General features: G+C 31.0%; 16 protein-coding genes. 3 read left to right on the top strand and 13 right to left on the bottom strand.

The window, feature by feature from the left end; translation table 11 throughout:
* Nucleotides 1–136: 136 nt before the first annotated feature.
* The 11 genes from V8G69_RS12025 to V8G69_RS11975 form a co-directional block, all read right to left on the bottom strand.
* Nucleotides 137–823 (bottom strand): DUF4386 domain-containing protein, encoded by a 687-nt coding sequence (locus V8G69_RS12025; protein ID WP_394882210.1) that lies wholly within the window; start codon nt 821–823, stop codon nt 137–139.
* 506 nt (nt 824–1,329) lie between these two features.
* Nucleotides 1,330–1,833: a DOMON domain-containing protein gene (locus V8G69_RS12020; protein ID WP_394882208.1), complete on the bottom strand. Its 504-nt coding sequence runs from the start codon at nt 1,831–1,833 to the stop codon at nt 1,330–1,332.
* Nucleotides 1,834–2,177: 344 nt separating this feature from the next.
* Nucleotides 2,178–2,999, bottom strand: coding sequence for an alpha/beta hydrolase fold domain-containing protein (locus V8G69_RS12015; RefSeq protein ID WP_394882206.1), 822 nt, complete (start codon nt 2,997–2,999; stop codon nt 2,178–2,180).
* A gap of 136 nt (nt 3,000–3,135) precedes the next feature.
* Nucleotides 3,136–3,939 (bottom strand): class I SAM-dependent methyltransferase, encoded by an 804-nt coding sequence (locus V8G69_RS12010; protein ID WP_394882204.1) that lies wholly within the window; start codon nt 3,937–3,939, stop codon nt 3,136–3,138.
* Between the two features lie 165 nt (nt 3,940–4,104).
* The gene (locus V8G69_RS12005) at nt 4,105–4,473 is read right to left on the bottom strand and encodes a nuclear transport factor 2 family protein (protein WP_394882202.1); all 369 of its coding nucleotides are present in this window, start codon (nt 4,471–4,473) and stop codon (nt 4,105–4,107) included.
* A gap of 12 nt (nt 4,474–4,485) precedes the next feature.
* The gene (locus V8G69_RS12000) at nt 4,486–5,142 is read right to left on the bottom strand and encodes a cysteine hydrolase family protein (RefSeq protein WP_394882200.1); all 657 of its coding nucleotides are present in this window, start codon (nt 5,140–5,142) and stop codon (nt 4,486–4,488) included.
* A gap of 184 nt (nt 5,143–5,326) precedes the next feature.
* Nucleotides 5,327–6,784, bottom strand: a complete 1,458-nt coding sequence (locus V8G69_RS11995; RefSeq protein WP_394882198.1) for a serine hydrolase — start codon at nt 6,782–6,784, stop codon at nt 5,327–5,329.
* Between the two features lie 231 nt (nt 6,785–7,015).
* A complete protein-coding gene (locus tag V8G69_RS11990) occupies nt 7,016–7,597 on the bottom strand; it encodes a Crp/Fnr family transcriptional regulator (protein WP_394882196.1) in 582 nt (193 codons plus the stop codon).
* Between the two features lie 70 nt (nt 7,598–7,667).
* Nucleotides 7,668–7,871, bottom strand: a complete 204-nt coding sequence (locus tag V8G69_RS11985; protein WP_394882194.1) for a hypothetical protein — start codon at nt 7,869–7,871, stop codon at nt 7,668–7,670.
* 265 nt (nt 7,872–8,136) lie between these two features.
* Nucleotides 8,137–8,304, bottom strand: a complete 168-nt coding sequence (locus tag V8G69_RS11980) for a hypothetical protein (protein ID WP_394882192.1) — start codon at nt 8,302–8,304, stop codon at nt 8,137–8,139.
* A gap of 91 nt (nt 8,305–8,395) precedes the next feature.
* Entirely contained in the window at nt 8,396–8,950 is a 555-nt protein-coding gene (locus V8G69_RS11975) for an NADPH-dependent FMN reductase (RefSeq protein WP_394882190.1), read from the bottom strand.
* Between the two features lie 1,322 nt (nt 8,951–10,272).
* On the opposite strand from V8G69_RS11975, the gene nagB reads away from it, so the two are divergent.
* The gene (gene nagB, locus V8G69_RS11970) at nt 10,273–12,210 is read left to right on the top strand and encodes a glucosamine-6-phosphate deaminase (RefSeq protein WP_394882188.1); all 1,938 of its coding nucleotides are present in this window, start codon (nt 10,273–10,275) and stop codon (nt 12,208–12,210) included.
* Between the two features lie 117 nt (nt 12,211–12,327).
* Here nagB and V8G69_RS11965 read toward each other — a convergent pair whose 3' ends face one another.
* Both V8G69_RS11965 and V8G69_RS11960 read right to left on the bottom strand, forming a co-directional pair.
* A complete protein-coding gene (locus tag V8G69_RS11965) occupies nt 12,328–13,041 on the bottom strand; it encodes a LytR/AlgR family response regulator transcription factor (RefSeq protein ID WP_394882187.1) in 714 nt (237 codons plus the stop codon).
* Between the two features lie 13 nt (nt 13,042–13,054).
* Complete coding sequence (locus V8G69_RS11960) at nt 13,055–13,855, bottom strand: sensor histidine kinase (RefSeq protein WP_394882186.1); 801 nt, start codon at nt 13,853–13,855, stop codon at nt 13,055–13,057.
* A 371-nt stretch (nt 13,856–14,226) separates the two neighbouring features.
* Between V8G69_RS11960 and V8G69_RS11955 the strand changes: the two genes are divergently transcribed.
* Together V8G69_RS11955 and V8G69_RS11950 are read left to right on the top strand one after the other, a co-directional pair.
* Nucleotides 14,227–16,485: a GH92 family glycosyl hydrolase gene (locus tag V8G69_RS11955; RefSeq protein WP_394882185.1), complete on the top strand. Its 2,259-nt coding sequence runs from the start codon at nt 14,227–14,229 to the stop codon at nt 16,483–16,485.
* Nucleotides 16,485–18,362, top strand: coding sequence for a sodium:solute symporter family protein (locus V8G69_RS11950; protein WP_394882184.1), 1,878 nt, complete (start codon nt 16,485–16,487; stop codon nt 18,360–18,362). Before V8G69_RS11955 ends, V8G69_RS11950 begins: the two co-directional genes overlap by 1 nt.
* Nucleotides 18,363–18,385: the final 23 nt, after the last annotated feature.

The raw sequence follows: 18,385 nt of genomic DNA, 5'->3' as shown, positions 1-18,385 counted from the left end.
ACTGTATGTGTTTTTTGATTTTCGATAAAATTAATTTACTGATTTATAATAAATCTTAAGATACCTTAATAAACCACTTTGATATCCTTACTAGTCTGTTTTTAAGACTAAGTAACTTCCAAAAAAGTCACAAAATTTACGTGGTTAGAATTTTAAAATGTTTCTTATTAAAACCTTTAATTAAAAGCCAAACGGTAAACGAAAACTCACCTATAACTGAAGGCATAATTACTATAACTTCGAAAATATCTTTATAATCGGCATAATTTGACATAAATAGTTTTACTATCCCATCTACTATATAACCTACTGCTGCTAGTAGCAATAGTACGCCTAAAGCTTTTGGTATATATGTTGATTTAATTGCCAAATAACCCAAAAGGATTAAATGGACTCCAAAAAATATCAATCCAACAGTCCAAAGTGTATCAAAATCGAATAACAACTCCGATACACTATTTTGCAAGTTTGTAGAATTACTTGCATTAAATGTTAGCTGATAGATTTCCCATAACTTGAATAAAGCAAAACCAAATAATAGAGCGTGCAATAGTCTAAAAAATGATGAGATGTAAGATATATTTTTACTTATTGATTTTGTCATACCAAAGAGTAACCAAACCAATACTAGGTCAAAAAACAACATAACTACAAACCCAATTAAACCGTTTTCGAATTGTGAATGATTATTAATGAAGTTTGCAGCAGTAATTGATAGGTTGCTACTATCTATTAGACTTTCAAGCACAGCAAAGTTGGAGTAAAAACCTGCTAAAAAAATCATTGCGTAAGCAATTCCTGATATTTTTCCTAATTGTTTCATAATTCTGCATTTTAAATTTTATACAAAATTATTGACTCACAAAATGGATTTCATTGACTTTGGTTAAGAATTGATATTAATATTATATTAGACAGTGTAGATTATATATTGGTTTTTTTGTAACAGTTTTAAACTTTATTAAGAGTAGTTGGTTATTAGTTTTTACTATTAATGAAACTACTCGGATGTACTCTGATATTAGATAACCAAAGAAAAACCCCTTAAAACGTACGTTTTAAGGGGTTTTGGTGAGATTTGCTTATCTCAAAGTGGAGAAAGAGGATCTATCCAAAAACCAAATTTTTCCTTTAATTATAGGCGGTTTCCAAGGGTTTGGTTTTAGGTGACACCGAATTAGTCCCTTTTAAGAAAATTTTAACATTTAAGGTTGAATTTTGGATGATTTGATGGTATTTGTGGTTTCTTTTACGTATATCAAAATAAGAAAATTAAAGACATTTAAAGTATTTAAAGTAGAACAAATGTTTTAAGAAGGTCCCGTTTTTTTAAAGTTTTACAGATATTAAAGAACACTTTGTTGAAGAATCCTCAAAATCATCCTTTGTACCATAGGCTAGCACCATCGTGTATTGTGAGCCTTGAAGTAATCCTTTTTGATATTTGTTTTTCGGCTCTATTGGTAAAGAAAATCTTATACAAGTCTTATTACAGTTTTCTGTTCCTGTTATGTTCTTAACTTGTGATGTGGTACCTAAATCTTCAATGGAATTAAAATTGTCTGGGCTTGTAGTATTATTGTAATACTCAACCACATTAGGCTTATTATTGATTACATTTCCCATTAAAAGATACATATTTTCTATGGTTTTATCCTTATTTAAACCAATGGCTAACCAGCCATCTGTAAGTGCAATCATTTCAAAAAATATCCTTTCGTTTTCAAAATACCAGCGGACTGTCATTCCATTCGTGGCAACCACTTGTATGTTTTTCTGCTGTGCATATGTAATTGAAACTAAAAAAATATAGGGGAAAAGAAATCTGTTCATCATGACTGTGTTTAGGTTTAAGCTGTAATAGTAGTACACTTATAGTAAAAGTAATTTTAGAATTATAAATTTTTGTATATCTATTTTGCTTAAAAATTAGATGACAAAGATGAAACAGAATGCCCCTGATGAACAATAAACTATTATAAGAAAAAACCTTAATATAGTTTAAGAATATAACTTTACTTTTTGAGTTTTGTTCAAAAAAAATAGGTGTAAAGCTAAAGTGATGAACTATTTATGTGGTATGTAAGTTAGTAAAGACTAAAAACATTAGTAAGAGTTAAGTTATATTAGTGAGAGAGTTAAGTATATAGATAAAAAAACCATGTTTTACTTTAAGATTAGTCAGCAATAAACCATTTAATTTCTTTTAATGTTTTTTTTGACTCTTTAGTATGAATATTTTCCAACATCCATACATGGTTTTGATTATCATAGATACTCAGCTTTACTTTATTTTGGAAACCTAAAAGTTTATAATAGATTGATTTACTGTCATCCAATAAGATTTCTCTGGAGCCAACCAGTATTAAAGTTGGAGGAAATGGACCGGATATGTTTTCAATTGGATTTACTTCTGACAAATTATGTTCTTTAACATATAATGATGCATAGTATTCTAGTCCTTTTTTCGTTAAAATAGGGTCAAAGTTTGCGTTTATTAAGAGTGAGTTATTGCTACAAGACAAATCAATCCATGGTGACAACAAAACAAGACATGAAGGGATTTTATTTCCCTTTTTATTAAGTCTTGAAAGAACCGAAACAGCCAGTCCAGCTCCTGCACTATCACCCATAAAAATAATATCATTTTCAGGATACTGGAAAATGATATTTTCATATACTTTTTGAATATCATCCAAAGAGAAAGGAAATGGTTTTTCTGGTGCTAAGCTATATTCTATAAAAAGCACTGGTAATGCTAAGTGCTTAGATATATGCGAAACAAGAGATTGGTGAGATTGGATTGAGCCAAAAACAAAGCAACCACCATGAAGATATATTATTAATTTACTATTTACACTTTCATTTTTATTGAACCAATAGCAATTAATATCTTCAATAACCTCCCTTTTAATTATCACATTCTCGGCTTTTTCATATGCAATTCCAAGTTTATCAAAATTCTTACGAGAATTATAGATTTTATTATTTATTAGCATGACTGTTTTTAATATTATATATTGTTTTTAATGTATGTCGTTAACCGTTGATTAAAATCAACTCAAGAATTAGTCTATAGGAATCTGGTGCGAAAGTTAAAAATGTCACCTTGTATTAAAACAAACCACAAAAATTCTAGATGTTATTGTTACTATCTGGCTTTTCTCCAACTATGAATAAATAATCACCCAAATCGTTTTCATACGACTTAATAACTTGATTAATTTTATGACTATCAATATCTTTCCTTAAGTTAATCAATCCAATTTCCACTTCTTCTTGATTTGCTAATGAACAAAATGAAGAAATTCCTTGTCTGACTTTTTTATCAAAATATAATTCAGGTTTTTGTTTACCACAATAAAGAAACTTGTCCTGTAAGTCGGGTTTAATGGAATACTTTTTTATTCTTTTAATTTTAAGTCCAGCATTTTTCATTGCGCTTTCAACATTTTCAAATGAAGGCATTTGAATTATTGAGGCGTTGAGCATTTTTGGGAAATAGTGGTTTAACCAATAGCCTTTCATTTGTTTTGGTGTTGATGTAAATATGACAATTCTTCCATTTGTTTTTAAAACTCTATAAAGTTCAGAAAAACCTTTTTTCAGGTCTGTCCAGTGATGAATAGTCAATGAACCAATAATTCCATTAATACTATTGTCTTTTAAACCAGTCTTTTCAGCTGTTCCAATCCGCCAATCAATGTGTTGATTAGTGTTCTTGGCTTTTTCTAACATTTCTCTTGAAGGATCAATTCCAATGAATTGAAACCCTTTTTTTTGCAGTTCATTTGTGTAATTTCCAGTTCCGCAACCTATATCCATATAAATGCCACTTTTTTGGGGATTTAAGTGAAATAGCAATTGTTTAGTTAGATATTTATCTGCTTTCCTAGTCAGATTATAATCAATCCCTATTTTATCGTATTTGACTTCCATATTACGTTTTAATTTGCTAAAGTGTGTGTATAGATATTTGACATAGAAAATATTTTTTACTATATAACTAATTTATTTAAAGGGAATAATTTTCAATACATGTATTCCAATGGTTTTATAGCATTGTATACTTTAGGGATTTTCCAATCATTGCATCATCAATCATCATTTTGGATGGAGCTGTATTGGGTCATAAAAGAATTTTTCTTCTAATATATGCTCTTCATCCCAATGCTGGTACGAGATCTCTTCTATTTCTGTAACTGTACCATCTAGCCAGTTGAATTGAAACTTCCATCTAATTACCACATAGTTTCCATTAATGAATACAGGACGTAAGCATTTTGAGTGTACTGATTTGGCTCTAGCCAATACTTTTTTTTCATTCTTAACAAGATTTGATTTTCCTATTCGAGGTAGAGATTGATTCTCCTGAATAGACGCATCTTCATCATAAAATTCTTCAATAGCTTCATCGTGCTTATTTGTTTCCACTTTTGCTATAAACTCTTCTAATCTTTTAATTGTAGGCATATATTGCTTGTGTTATTTTAATTTTTCAATTATACTTTTGAAATCCAAAACTTTAGCGAATCCTTTTCTTAGAACCTGCAATTCAGGTTCTTGCATTTCAGGAATATCAGTTGAAGTTACATCACTTCCAAATACAACTTTAAACCCCCTTTCATATCCTTGACGAGCTGTTGTACCACAACAATAATTAGTCAATGTACCACAAATTATAATTGTGTCTTTTTCAAAATTTTTAAGTATTGTTTCCAAAGAGGTGTTAAAGAAAGCCCCATATGATGGTTTAAAAATAACTACTTCATTTTCTTTTGGTGTTATTTCATGCCATATTTTGCCTTCATTAAACCATAAAGGATCATTTCCCAAATGTGGATACCTATTAGGCATCAATTGACCTGTCTTGGGCCTGTCTTTAAATAAATGTGTGTCTTTGAAAGCTGTATAAATAACTGGGATATTTTTACCTCTACATACTTCTATCATTTTTTTAATTTTAGGTACTTGATTTGTAGCTTCAGGAACCCAAAATGGAGTCCACTTAGGTTTAACGAATTCATCTTGCATATCAATCACAATCAATGCACATTTACTAGTAATAATCTCAAATTCAACATCACCATTTAAGTATGCGTTAATGGCGGCTTTTTTTACTATATCTTCTGTGTACTTCATTTTATATTTTTGGCTATTTGATGCCTGTGTATCTTCAGTATCATTTTCCGGTTTATGGTATGATGCAGTGTGAGATAATGAGGTGATTACCTATCAGTTTACACTAACAAATTTTACAAATCTTAGGAAACATCTGAACCTCACATGATTTATACCATATTCCTGTAGCAGAGCTTTATTTTCATTATTGCTTCAAATTTTTAATCATATCTTTTGCATATTCATTTGTTGGGTCTAATTGTAGACTTTTTTCATAATTCTTTATTGCTGAAGCTTTGTCGCCTTTATCCTTATAGGCTTCTGCTAAACTATCAAAAGCATTAAATGAATTAGGATTTGCAATACAGTTCATTGTGAAAATGGCAATTGCTTCATTATACTTATTTTGAGATAATAGCTCGTATGCCTTTCTATTTAAAAGATATTCTAAAACATCTGTTTTTGAGGGTCTGTTTTTATACTTTAGTTTAGCTTCTTCTAGTTCTTCTTTCAAAATACTTTCAATTATTTCTTGAGAAAATTTTTGATTGGTTTCATTGTCAGGTTTTGGAATAGTTGGGTTGTAATTTTTCTCAAAAATTATTTTTGCTATTTCAAAGCTAAGTTGGTCTGTACCTCGAAATGTTTTATTTGACATCAAAATTAAAGTTGTCTTTTCATCAATGAATCGCATAAAGTCGGCATAAAAAATATTATTTGTACCATTATGCCAAACACGAAAAGTATTTCTGTTTGTCTTGGAAACATCCCAGCCATATGCATAAATAGCATTGTTGTTTTCGTTAGTTCTAATTTTGGGATGATATAATTTTTCTTTTGCTTCTTTTGATAAAATATTTTCTGTCATCAGAGATTTATGCCATTTAAACATATCTTTAGAGGTTGAAAGTATTCCACCATTTCCTAATAAGTGACGGTAAGGTGCCTTTCCATTCCATTTTTTTTCCGTTGGCTTTCCCCAGTTCTTATAGTTTTTATCGTAACCAATAGCAATTAAATCGGCATCAAAATTTGGTCTGCTATAACCTGTTGTTTCCATTTCTGATGGTTTCCATAGGTTTTTGTAGAGGTATTGTTCATAAGATTGTCCTGTAATTTTTTCAATAATAAGGGCAAGTAAACTATATCCTATATTAGAGTATGAATAATCTGAACCAACTTTAAATTTCAAAGCCGATTTCATTACAGAGTCAATAAAATCTTGGTCACTAATTGGCTCATAGTCTTCGCCTACTTCAGCCTCTAATCCAGATTGGTGTCTTAATAAATCGTGAATGGTAATAGTTGATTTATCAAGCGGGACATTTTGAAAGTATTTGGTAATGGTATCAGAAGTAGATAATTTACCTTGCATTTCTAATTTCAAAATTGCAGCTGCCGTAAATTGTTTTGTCAAAGATCCAATATCAAAAATTGTATTTGGTGTATTTTTTTCTTTAAGTTCAAAGTTTCTAAATCCAAGACCTTTTGAAATTACTTTCTTTCCGTCAAGTTCTACAAGTACAGTTCCAGAAAAACCAGCTTTTTCAAATTTTGTTAAATATGTTTTAATCCGTTTAGCTATTTCAGAAGAATTTTCTTTTTGCGCATACGATATATAAAAAAACAAAGTCATTAATATTGTAATTGATGATTTTCTCATTTTTTGTCAGTTAATGTTAATCTTTGTCGTGTCGTTTTGCATTGCCTTAACCATGTGATAAGTCTCAATGCTAGGCTTTTTAGAAGTATTAACTAAATTTTTTTAACAATTCAAAACATGAACTTTGTGCTCGTTTAGGTTTTAAAACCTAAAGCAAAGATGAGATAGATTGGTCTTAATAAACAATAAACTATCATAAGAAAAAAACTTAATATAGTTTAGGATATGAACCTATTTTATGGTTAAATCTTTACGAATTTTGCTCAAAAACTCTGGTGTAATACCTAAATAAGATGCTATTTGTGTATTTGGTAATCGTAAAGCTAATTTGGGATATTGTTCAAGAAAACTTAAATAACGCTCAGTCGCTGAAGAGCTGATATTCTGCAAGAGGCGATTTTGCAATTCAATAAACTTATTCTCTATAATTACTCTAAAATTTCGATCAAATTTAGGAACGTTAATATATAAAAATAATAAGTCTTGTTTTTCAATTTGTAGTATAACAGAGGGTTCAATGGCTTCAATAAACAATTTACTTGGTTTTTCCGTGTGAAAACTTCCAATGTCTGAAACCCAATCGTTTTCTGCAACAAAGAGAATGTTATGTTCAATTCCTTTCTTGTCAACACTATACATTCTAAAACAACCTTCAATTATAAAGAAATAATGCTTACAGATATACCCTTCTTGTAAAATCATTTGTCTTCGTTTGATTTTACGCTCAATAGTTCTTGCTTCTAATAATTTTTTTTCTTCATCATCTAATGGAAGATAATCTTTTAAATATTCTATGAGTGGTTGTGTTATCATTTTTTTCTAAAAACTAAAAGGTTCAGTCAATCTAGTATCCAAAAGGCAATTTTTTATTACTGATATAAATTTATGCAGCAAGAGACCAAAATGATTTAAACATCGTTATTCTGGAATTAGCTATATGATTTTTTCTTAACATGTGTAAAACTTCAGTTCCAATTAACGCAATTTTGGTAGATTCAAATTCTTTAAATCCCAATTCATTTAAAATTCTACACTTGATGAAACGATAATCTTGTTCGACAACGTTGTTTAGAACTTGCAATGGCATATTACTATTTTGGAAATGCAACACTCATTAAAAACTCTGATAGGGTCTATGTTTGATTCACTTTTGTCAATGTTTATTATTCCTGGTTTATAATTATTGTCAATTGGCTTAATTAAGAAAGAATAAGCAGTTCTCCTTTGCCTTCTCTTGGTTAACAGGAATTCTGTATTATTTAATTTACCAACTGCTCTATGTAAGCAAAACAAATGCCTTTAAGCTTTATATTTGTCTCATCCATTCTACAGCTAGCTCAAATTCTTAATTTTCATCTATTCATTTTAGCTTCAAAAAATGTATTAAACTTATATACCCAACCTTGAATTGTAGCATGGTCAACGTTAATTTCTCGCATTTTCATTATTTCTTCAACATCAATATATCTTAAAGTAAACTTAAGTTTTAAATATACTGCCTGAAGAATATGAGGTTTCATATAACAATGACCTTTAATATTTATTAGTTTAAAATTTTAGAAACCTTAAAGATAAAACTTTTCTTTTGATGAGACAGAAACAGCATAAATTTTATGAGTTATTAGCTGTTGGCTTTTTTATCAACTCTTTAAATGATTGAATGAATTTTTTTAATTCCAATTCCGTTTTCTGGTCAATTATATTTCCTTCTTTATTCACTTTTCCTTTTATTCCTTGAATTAGAAGAGTTGTTTCGTCTGTAAAATTGGTTTGGACGGTTTCCATAATCAATTTCAGTTCTTTATGCCCTTTTTCTCCACTTGCTGAAGCAGTAATAAGTCCTATCGGTTTGTCAGAGAATACAGTTGTTGATACACACCATTCAATAGCATTTTTCAGTCCACTTGGAATACTAAAAACATATTCTGGAGTACAAATAATAACCCCATCTGCATTTGTGATTTTTGTTCTAAAATCAGTGATACTTTTAGGAACATTCGTATCTGTTAATTCTGTTCTGAAATGCGGTAAATCTGTTAAATTATCAATTATTTCAAAATTAAATTCAAATTTTTCACTTTCTGCAATATATTTTAGAATTGACAGATTTATAGAATCCCGACTAGCACTTCCACAAATTTCAATTATATTTTTTTTATTGTTCATTATGATTATCCTTGAGTAATTTTTCAGTTAACAGGTAACGGTAGTGCTATAATTAGTTTCCGATTGTGCTCTACTTCTCTTCGAACCCACCATCGTTGTTGCTCACTGTAAACTTTGTTGCCTGCACCAAACTATTAATTAATAATTGCCTACGTTATGCGTTAGGCTTTTTCTGGTTTCAGTTGTCATTTATTATTTGCTTAGTAGATAAAATTTCATTTAGTTGTTGTTCAAAGTTAATGTTATTTTTAAAACTGCCATTATTTTGATAAATTCCTCTAACGAGCATAGGCCATCCATTTCTTCATAGTAAGTTTCAATGTAGTCAGCATCGCTGAAGATAAAAGGGGGAATACGATTGACTTTCTCTTTAGCAAGAGGAGGTTGTGTATATCGGTATAATCCTTTTGATCAGAGCTATTAACAAAATGGTAGTCCCGAAACTGATAAACATAGATAAGAACAGTTCGAACAAAGGAGTTATTGAGGTCTATAGAAAGTGTACTTTTGTAAGATGCATATACACAGTAATGCAAGTATTTAAGCAATATAGTTGAGCAGGGTCCTAGGTTTATCAATAAACGGGTTGGACAGGGTCACAGAGACTTTGAGAGTACCAGGTGGAGCATACGGAATAGAAGTGGTGCATATGATAAAGAAGGGACAGATGGACAGCAATTGTTTATCTGCTATAAGGCATTTTACAGTTTAGCAGTATAAGTCAGGTTAACCAAGAATTTTTAGATCATAATTTCACAAATGCGACAGAACCTCCTGCTCACAATATTGAATTAAAAAAATTCCTAATATCCTGTGCCAAAAGTCTTGGTTGTTCCGTAGCCGCAAAATGCCCACCGATGGGCATGTCAGTCCAATGTCGAACGTTGTAACCCCGCTCGATATATCGTCTGGATGGGAAAGGTTCATCGAGAGGAAACCTGACAATGCCAACAGGAACTCTCACGAATTCATCTTTTGTAAAATGCAATGGCGTTTTACGACTTTCTCCGTACAATCGCACGGATGAATGAATTGTCTCAGTTACCCAGTATAAAGTAATAATAGGAAACGGTTACACTCTTTCTTGGGGTATAAACACTTCATGAAGTAGAACAAGAATTTTATCAATTTAAAAATGTAACTAGGTCTCAAAAAATTTGTCCGACTTTTTGTTGCAAGTCCATTTTATTACTTGTATCTATTCCTAGATATGAGTCTTTTAAACCTTTGGCGTAGTCTACTTGTTATTAGTCGAAATTTTTGATATTAAATACTTGTAATAAGTAATTTTAATTTGATTAATTAAACTGGTAATTTTTTAAATGATAGAAGACGTACTTAATTATAGGGAAAAAGACGAGATAAGTTATAAAGAAGCAGGCAAATTTGAAGATACACGTTTTGAAAAAATCCATAATGTAATCTTTGATTCATCTCTTGAAGCATCTATTTTAGTAGCACAAGAAATTGCTAATTTAATTCAAAGAAAAGAGGAATTAAATGAGCCTTGCGTGTTGGGTTTAGCAACAGGGTCTTCACCTATAAAGGTTTATGAAGAGTTAGTTAGAATGCATAAAGAAGAAGGTTTATGTTTTAAAAACGTAGTAACTTTTAATTTAGATGAGTATTACCCGATGGATAAAGATAATATTCAAAGTTATTTTTATTTTATGCATGATCACCTTTTTAACCATGTAGATATACATCCAGAAAACATAAATATTCCTGATGGGAAAGTAAGTCCAGAAGAACTTCGCCAGTATTGTATAGATTATGAAATGAAAATAAAATCCTATGGAGGATTAGATTTTCAACTTCTAGGTATTGGTAGAACAGGGCACATTGGGTTTAACGAGCCAGGATCTCATGTTAACTCCGGTACACGAAGCATTACTCTAGATCATATCACACGTGTTGACGCTGCACCATCTTTTTTAGGTATTGACAATGTTCCTAGAAAAGCTATCACTATGGGGATTGGCACCGTAAGAAGGGCAAAACGAATTGTACTACTTGGATGGGGAATTAGTAAAGCTGAAATACTAAAAAAAACTATTGAAGGTAAAATTACATCACAAGTACCTGCAACCTATTTACAAGAGCATAACAACACAACCTTTGTTTTAGATAGAGATGCCTCTTCGCAATTAACAAGGGTAAACACTCCTTGGTTAGTTAAATCATGTGTGTGGACTGATGATTTAAAACTTAAAGCTGTTGTTTGGCTGAGTGAATTAACCAATAAGCCGTTTCTAAAGTTAACAGACAAAGATTACAATGATAATGGAATGGCAGGTCTATTAACCGAAGAAGGCACTGCATACAACTTAAATATTAAAATGTTTAACAAATTACAGCATACCATTACAGGTTGGCCAGGAGGAAAACCAGATGCTGATGATACATATAGACCAGAGCGCTCTACACCTGCGAAAAAAAGGGTTATTATATTTAGTCCGCACCCAGATGATGATGTTATTTCAATGGGAGGCACGTTTGACAGACTTGTAGAACAAGGCCATGATGTGCATGTGGCGTATCAAACTTCAGGTAACATTGCAGTTTCTAATGAAGAAGCTTTAAAATTTGCTGAAGTTTCCATGGTATTGAATTCAAAATCAACAGAATCCGAACGTATTATAGATTTTTTAAAAAATAAATCTGAAAACGATATTGATTCTTTAGAAGTTAGAAAATTAAAAGGAATAATTAGACGAAGTGAGTCTTTAGCAGCTACCAGATATTTAGGATTACCAGATACTAATGTTCACTTTCTAGACCTTCCTTTCTATGAAACAGGAACGATAAAGAAAACAAATATTTCTGAAGTAGATATAGAAATCATGTACGATATTATAGAGGCAGTAAAACCACATCAAATTTATGCTGCAGGCGATTTGGCTGATCCTCATGGTACACACAAAGTTTGTCTTGATAGCTTGTTTGAAGCTTTAAAAAAATTAAAAAATAAACCTTTTATGAAAGATTGTTGGGTATGGTTGTACCGCGGTGCTTGGCACGAATGGGAACCTTATCAAATTGATATGGCTGTACCTATGAGTCCAGATCAGGTTCTTAAAAAACGTCACGCCATTTTTTATCATCAATCTCAAAAAGACGGAGTTATGTTTCAGGGAGACGATTCTAGAGAGTTTTGGGTTCGTGCTGAAGACAGAAACAGAGAGACAGCGAAAAAATATAATGATTTAGGTTTAGCGGACTATGCTGCCATTGAAGCTTTTAAGCGACATTACTTTTAAAATAAAAGAATAATAAATATTGATTAGTGTAAAATTGTATTGTTGAGTTTAGTTGTTTTTTAATTATTGATGGTTATCACTTTAAATAGATGGTAACCATCTTTTTTTTAACAAGTTTTAAATTGAAGAATTTAAAATTTTCTGTTTTATATCTTCTAAGTAAGACCTTCCAATTACATACCTAATGCCTTCTATTTCTACACTATTTCCTTCAACTGCATCAATTTTATCAATGGCAACAGTATAAGACCTGTGTATGCGTATAAAATCTCTTGGAGGTAATAAGTTTGTGAAATCGGTTAGTGTACTATGCACAATATATCTGCCTGTTAGGGTATTTATTTTTAAGTAATCTTTTAAACTTTCAATCACTAAAATTTCGTCTAGAAAAATTTTCTTCATTTTTTTCTTGTCAATTTTAACGAAAATATAGGGGTGATCTTTAGTGTTTTCCAAAGGAATTTTATTGGTTGCATTAAGTCTTTTTTCAACCTTATTGAGAGCTTTCATAAATCTAGGAAACTCAATGGGTTTAACCAGATAATCTAAAACATCCAATTCATAAGTTTCTATAGCAAATTCGTCATAGGCACTTGTTATTATTAGCAATGGTGGTTTTTCTAAACTTTTGATAAAATTTATGCCATCAAGAACAGGCATGTTTATATCTAAAAAAATAACATCAACATCATTGCTTTTCAAAAAGTTCAAACCATCTATTGCGTTATTAAATGAATTTATTATTTCAAAATTTTCAATTTGTTTTAAATAATTTTTAATAACATTGATAGCTAATGGTTCATCATCAATAATTAAACAGCTTATGCACATGTCTTATATTTTTTTATCCTACTCTAATTTTAAGTTTAACAACAAACTTGTTTTTATTGTTTTTAATTTTTAGATCGTAATCATTTTTATCATACCCTAAATCTAATCGCTTTTTAATATTTTCTAACCCAATTCCGCTAGATTGTTTAAGATTATCTTTGTGGCCAGTAGTTAAGGGCATAGGGTTAATCAGGGTAAAATAAAGAAAATTTTCAATGATTTTAAAGTTAATAACAATTTTTACATTCCCAATATTTTTATTTGCACCATGTTTAAAAGCATTTTCAACAAATGTTAACAATAAAATAGGTGCAATTTCTTTATCTTGAATATCGCCTGAAATAGACATGTTTACTTCTAATGAATCATCATACCTAACTCTTTCCAAATCCAGATAATTTTGAATACAAAGTATCTCGTTTTCTAAAGTTTGTCTTTTTCCTTTTGTTTCATAAAGGAGGTAACGCATTAATTCCGAAAGTTTTAAAATTATCTTTGGGGTTTTATTAGATTTTTCTACCGATAAGGAGTAAATATTGTTAAGTGTATTAAAGAAAAAATGAGGAGAAATTTGATTTTTTAAAAAGAGCAACTCTGTTTCCAACTGCGTTTTTTCAAGATCTGCAACTCTTTTATGTTCCTTTAGAAAATCTAATGTTATTTTTATGGCAGCAACAAATCCAACAACATAGAGTTCGCCAATCATCATTTCTATGGTATAGTTTAACGTTAAACTATCAATAGGTTCAGGGCCTTCAGGCCATACATTATGGCTTATTAATAAATAGGTTAAATTGTATTTTATTACTACCATAATAAATATGGTTGAAAAAAGGGAAATTATATATAAAAAGTATTTTTTCCGATATACCAAAAAAGGCATAAAAACAAAAATATTTAAGTAGCTGGATACCATGTGAATTGGAAAGCCTAATAAATTAGACTTAAATGAATATAAATAATCATCAAAGTAACTTCCCCAACGAAACGTATTAAACAAAAAATATACGACCCAAAAAATAACGTGGTATTTTCTTGATATTAAATAAAATTTATCAGTATTAAAATTCATTTTTCAGTAATATGGATTGTTTTTTTGGTGTTTAGGGCCTTTTATATGTTATCCGTCTAAATTACTTTTATAAATAGTAAAATTAGTGAAAATTTAAAGTTAAATTATAGTCTATGAAAAACTTTACCCTCTTTGTTTTATTAATGGTTTTACTTTCTAGCTGCAAAGAACGTACTAATGAAAATATTCAACATACAGCATCAGTCACAAAATTTGTAGATGCGTTTATAGGAACAGGAGGTCATGGGCATACCTACACAGGTGCAACCGTTCCTTTTGGAATGCTACAAGTTAGTCCAGATAACGGAATTTCAAATTGGGACTGGTGTTCTGGATATCATTATTCAGATTCTATAATAGTTGGCTTTAGTCATTTGCATTTAAGCGGTACAGGTATAGGTGACTTAGCCGATATATTATTTATGCCTGTAAATAAGCCTGTTAATTTAACTATAAATACAAGATTTAGAGATTCGCTTCCTTATAAATCATCTTACAGTCATTCTAATGAAAAAGTAAGTCCTGGTTACTATCAGGTATTTCTTGAAGATCCAAAAGTGAATGTGGAATTGACGTCTTCTTTAAGAACGGCATATCATAAATATACTTTCACTCAAGAAGATAAACAATCTGTAGTTGTAGATCTTGGTTTTGCGATCAATTGGGACAAATCCTTAAAAACGTCAATTACTGTTGAAGATGAGTACACGATTAGTGGTTATCGTTTTAGTACAGGATGGGCAAAAAACCAAAAAGTATTTTTTGTTGCTAAATTTTCTAAACCTATTACAAAATATATATTAGTGGCCAATCAAGATATTATTGATGGGAAATCTGTAGATGGAGAAAGAACCAAGGCACAATTATTTTTTAATGCCGAAGGCAGCAACGAATTACTTGCAAAAGTAGCGGTATCATCTGTTAGTGTTGACAACGCAAAAGAAAATTTAGATTCTGGAGATTTTAATTTTGAACAAGCAAAAGCTGAAGCTGAAAACACATGGGATTTGGCCTTATCTAAAATAACAGTTGAAACGCCAGTTGATTCTCTTAAAACAATCTTTTATACCGCCTTGTATCACGCACAATTAGCTCCGGTTACCTTTAGTGATAAAAACGGACAGTTTAGAAAAGAGAATGATAGTATTGTAACAGCCACAAATTACACAGCATATTCTACTTTATCACTATGGGATACATTTAGAGCAGAAAATCCTTTGTTAACCTTAATTGCACCAGATAAAACATCAGATATTATTAACTCAATGTTGGCCTATTACAGTACAAAAAAGATTTTGCCGGTTTGGACACTTTATGCTAACGAAACCAATACCATGACAGGCTATCATTCTATTCCTGTTATTGTAGATGCTTTTAAAAAGGGAATTAAAGGGTTTGACGCTGAAAAAGCATATGAAGCCATGGAAACAACCATGATGCAGGATGAACGTGGATTGAATCTTTATAAAAAGTATGGATATGTTCCTTATAATTTATTGGATGAATCAGTTACCATTACTTTAGAATATGCGTTTGATGATTGGTGCGTAGCCCAAATGGCTAAAGCTTTAGGGAAAGATGATGATTACAACTATTTTCTAAATCGCTCTAAAGCATATCAATATTTATTTGATACTGAAACAGGATTTATGCGTGGCAAATCTGATGATGGTAAATCATGGAATGAGCCTTTTGATCCTAAACATTCCAATCACAGAGAACATACCGATTATACCGAAGGCAATGCATGGCAACACAGTTGGTTTGTACCTCACAATGTTGAAAATCTAGTTTTGTTGCATGGTGGTAATGATATTTTTACTAACCGCTTAGAGCAATTGTTTACAGAAAGTTCTGAGATTACAGGAGATAATGTATCGGCTGATATTTCGGGATTAATTGGGCAATACGCTCATGGCAATGAACCTAGTCACCATATTGCTTATATGTTCAACCATGCCAATAAACCATGGTTAACACAACATTGGGTGCGTTATATTTTAGATACTCAATACAACACCACGCCCAATGGTTTAAGCGGTAATGAAGATTGTGGACAAATGTCTGCTTGGTACGTGTTTAGTTCATTAGGATTATACCCTATGAATCCTGCGTCGGGTGAATATGAAATTGGAAGTCCAATTTTTGAAAAGTCAACCATTAATCTTCCAAACGGAAAAACATTTGTTATTGAAGCTGAAAACGTTTCAGACAAAAACATTTACATAAAAGCAGCAACCCTTAACGGCAAAGAATTCAACAAAACTTCAATTTCCCATGAACAAATAATTCAAGGAGGTGTTCTACATTTTGTTATGAGTCCTAAACCAAATAAGAATTGGGGTATTATAATTAAAAGTAACCAAGAGTAATGGATATAATAGATTTAATCATCATAATATCTTATGTCCTATTAACTATAGGTGTTGGCGTTTGGATTTCTAAAAAAGCTTCAAAAGGATTAGACGAATATTTTCTTGGCGGAAAATCCATTAAATGGTATTATTTAGGTTTAAGTAATGGCTCTGGTATGTTTGACATATCTGGTACGGCTTGGATGGTTGGTATTTTATTCTTGTATGGCGTAAAGAGTTTCATGTTTATGTGGCTTTGGCCTATTTGGAACCAAATTTTCGTTATGATGTTCTTAGCTGTTTGGATAAGACGATCTAAAGTGATGACTGGTTCTGAATGGATTTTAACGCGCTTTGGCAATGATAAAGCAGGTAGAGCATCTCATATTATAGTAGCCATTTTTGCCATTGTTTCTGCCATAGGGTTCATCGCTTATTTTTTTGAAGGAATAGGTAAATTTATGACCGTTATTTTACCTTGGGATTTAACACTGCATTTAAGTAACATCGTTTTACTTAATTCAGAGCAATCATATGCTTTAATCATTATATTTTTAACCACTGTTTATACAGTTAAAGGAGGCATGTTCTCTGTGGTGGCAACCGAAGTCTTGCAATATGGTATTATGGTTATAGCAGGGCTACTTGTTGCAGGTTATACTCTAATACATTATACAGATATTCAAATAAATTCAGTGATTTCTGAGGAATGGAGGAATATACTTTTTGGTTGGGAACTCGATTCGCATTGGAGTTCAAAATACCAAGCTTTTAATAATTTAATTGATTCTGAAGGATATAAAATGTTTGGAGCTTTAGTAGGAATGTCATTGTTCAAAGGTTTTTTTGCCAGTATTGCAGGTCCTACACCAAGTTATGATTTACAACGGATTCTTTCAACAAAATCTGTTAAAGAAGCAGCTTATATGAGTGGATTTACCAATTTAATCTTATTTATTCCAAGGTATTTATTAATTGGAGGTATTGTTGTTATTGCATTAATAACCTTAGCTCCTCAAATGAGCATTAGCCCATCCTTATCAGAGAATGATTTAGAAATTTTACTTCCTACTGTTATTAATTTTCATGTTCCGGTTGGGATAAAAGGATTATTGCTTGCGGGATTATTAGCTGCTTTTATGTCTACGTTTTCAGCATTTGTAAATGCTGGACCTGCTTATATAGTTAATGATATTTATAAAAAGTATTTTAAACCAAAAGCTACTAACGAGCATTACATTAGAATAAGTCATATTGCATCATTTATAGTAGTTGGTTTAGGGGTGTTCATGGGCTTTTTTGCAGATTCCATTAATTCTTTAACGCTTTGGATTACAAGTGCGCTTTATGGAGGATATGTAGCAGCCAATTTCTTGAAATGGGTTTGGTGGCGTTTTAATGGCTGGGGCTATTTTTGGGGCATGCTTACAGGTCTTGTGGTTGCATCATTACAGTTTGTGTTGGCTCAAAATAAAGGAAATTTTATGGAAGGAACACTATTATATAATTTATCAGAATTGCAAGCCATCTATTTGTTTCCGGTAATATTTGGGTTTTCAATTGTAGGATGCCTTTTAGGAACGCTTTTAACACCAGCAACAGATATGGATGTGCTGAAATCTTTTTATGGTAATGTACGGCCTTGGGGTTGGTGGAACCCAGTTTACTGTGCATTAAAAAGTGAAGATGAATCTTTTGCAAAAAATAATGATTTTAGAAGTGATATGGTAAACTGTGCTATTGGGATAGTATGGCAATCTAGTATGATTGTACTGCCTATATTTCTTTTGATTAGAGATTATCCAAAAACAATAGTTTCATTGCTTGTTTTTATAGTCACTTCAATCATCTTAAAATATACATGGTTAGATAAAGTCAGAAGACTTTCTGATTAATAAGAATGTCATAATTTTATATA

It is taken from the genome of Gaetbulibacter sp. M235, assembly GCF_043876835.1.
GTDB lineage: Bacteria > Bacteroidota > Bacteroidia > Flavobacteriales > Flavobacteriaceae > Yeosuana.
The sequence above is the reverse complement of the archived record's forward strand: the minus strand, read 5'-3'. Positions and strand labels throughout refer to the sequence as shown.

Excerpts from the sequence above, each read along its gene's own strand:
- V8G69_RS11955 (WP_394882185.1), top strand. The coding sequence starts at position 14,227 with ATGAAAAACTTTACCCTCTTTGTTTTATTAATGGTTTTACTTTCTAGC.
- V8G69_RS12020 (WP_394882208.1), bottom strand. The coding sequence starts at position 1,833 with ATGAACAGATTTCTTTTCCCCTATATTTTTTTAGTTTCAATTACATAT.
- V8G69_RS11950 (WP_394882184.1), top strand. The coding sequence starts at position 16,485 with ATGGATATAATAGATTTAATCATCATAATATCTTATGTCCTATTAACT.
- V8G69_RS11975 (WP_394882190.1), bottom strand. The coding sequence starts at position 8,950 with ATGAACAATAAAAAAAATATAATTGAAATTTGTGGAAGTGCTAGTCGG.
- V8G69_RS12010 (WP_394882204.1), bottom strand. The coding sequence starts at position 3,939 with ATGGAAGTCAAATACGATAAAATAGGGATTGATTATAATCTGACTAGG.
- V8G69_RS11980 (WP_394882192.1), bottom strand. The coding sequence starts at position 8,304 with ATGAAACCTCATATTCTTCAGGCAGTATATTTAAAACTTAAGTTTACT.
- nagB (WP_394882188.1), top strand. The coding sequence starts at position 10,273 with ATGATAGAAGACGTACTTAATTATAGGGAAAAAGACGAGATAAGTTAT.
- V8G69_RS11965 (WP_394882187.1), bottom strand. The coding sequence starts at position 13,041 with ATGTGCATAAGCTGTTTAATTATTGATGATGAACCATTAGCTATCAAT.
- V8G69_RS12000 (WP_394882200.1), bottom strand. The coding sequence starts at position 5,142 with ATGAAGTACACAGAAGATATAGTAAAAAAAGCCGCCATTAACGCATAC.
- V8G69_RS11960 (WP_394882186.1), bottom strand. The coding sequence starts at position 13,855 with ATGGTAGTAATAAAATACAATTTAACCTATTTATTAATAAGCCATAAT.
- V8G69_RS12015 (WP_394882206.1), bottom strand. The coding sequence starts at position 2,999 with ATGCTAATAAATAATAAAATCTATAATTCTCGTAAGAATTTTGATAAA.
- V8G69_RS11990 (WP_394882196.1), bottom strand. The coding sequence starts at position 7,597 with ATGATAACACAACCACTCATAGAATATTTAAAAGATTATCTTCCATTA.
- V8G69_RS11995 (WP_394882198.1), bottom strand. The coding sequence starts at position 6,784 with ATGAGAAAATCATCAATTACAATATTAATGACTTTGTTTTTTTATATA.
- V8G69_RS12005 (WP_394882202.1), bottom strand. The coding sequence starts at position 4,473 with ATGCCTACAATTAAAAGATTAGAAGAGTTTATAGCAAAAGTGGAAACA.
- V8G69_RS12025 (WP_394882210.1), bottom strand. The coding sequence starts at position 823 with ATGAAACAATTAGGAAAAATATCAGGAATTGCTTACGCAATGATTTTT.
- V8G69_RS11985 (WP_394882194.1), bottom strand. The coding sequence starts at position 7,871 with ATGCCATTGCAAGTTCTAAACAACGTTGTCGAACAAGATTATCGTTTC.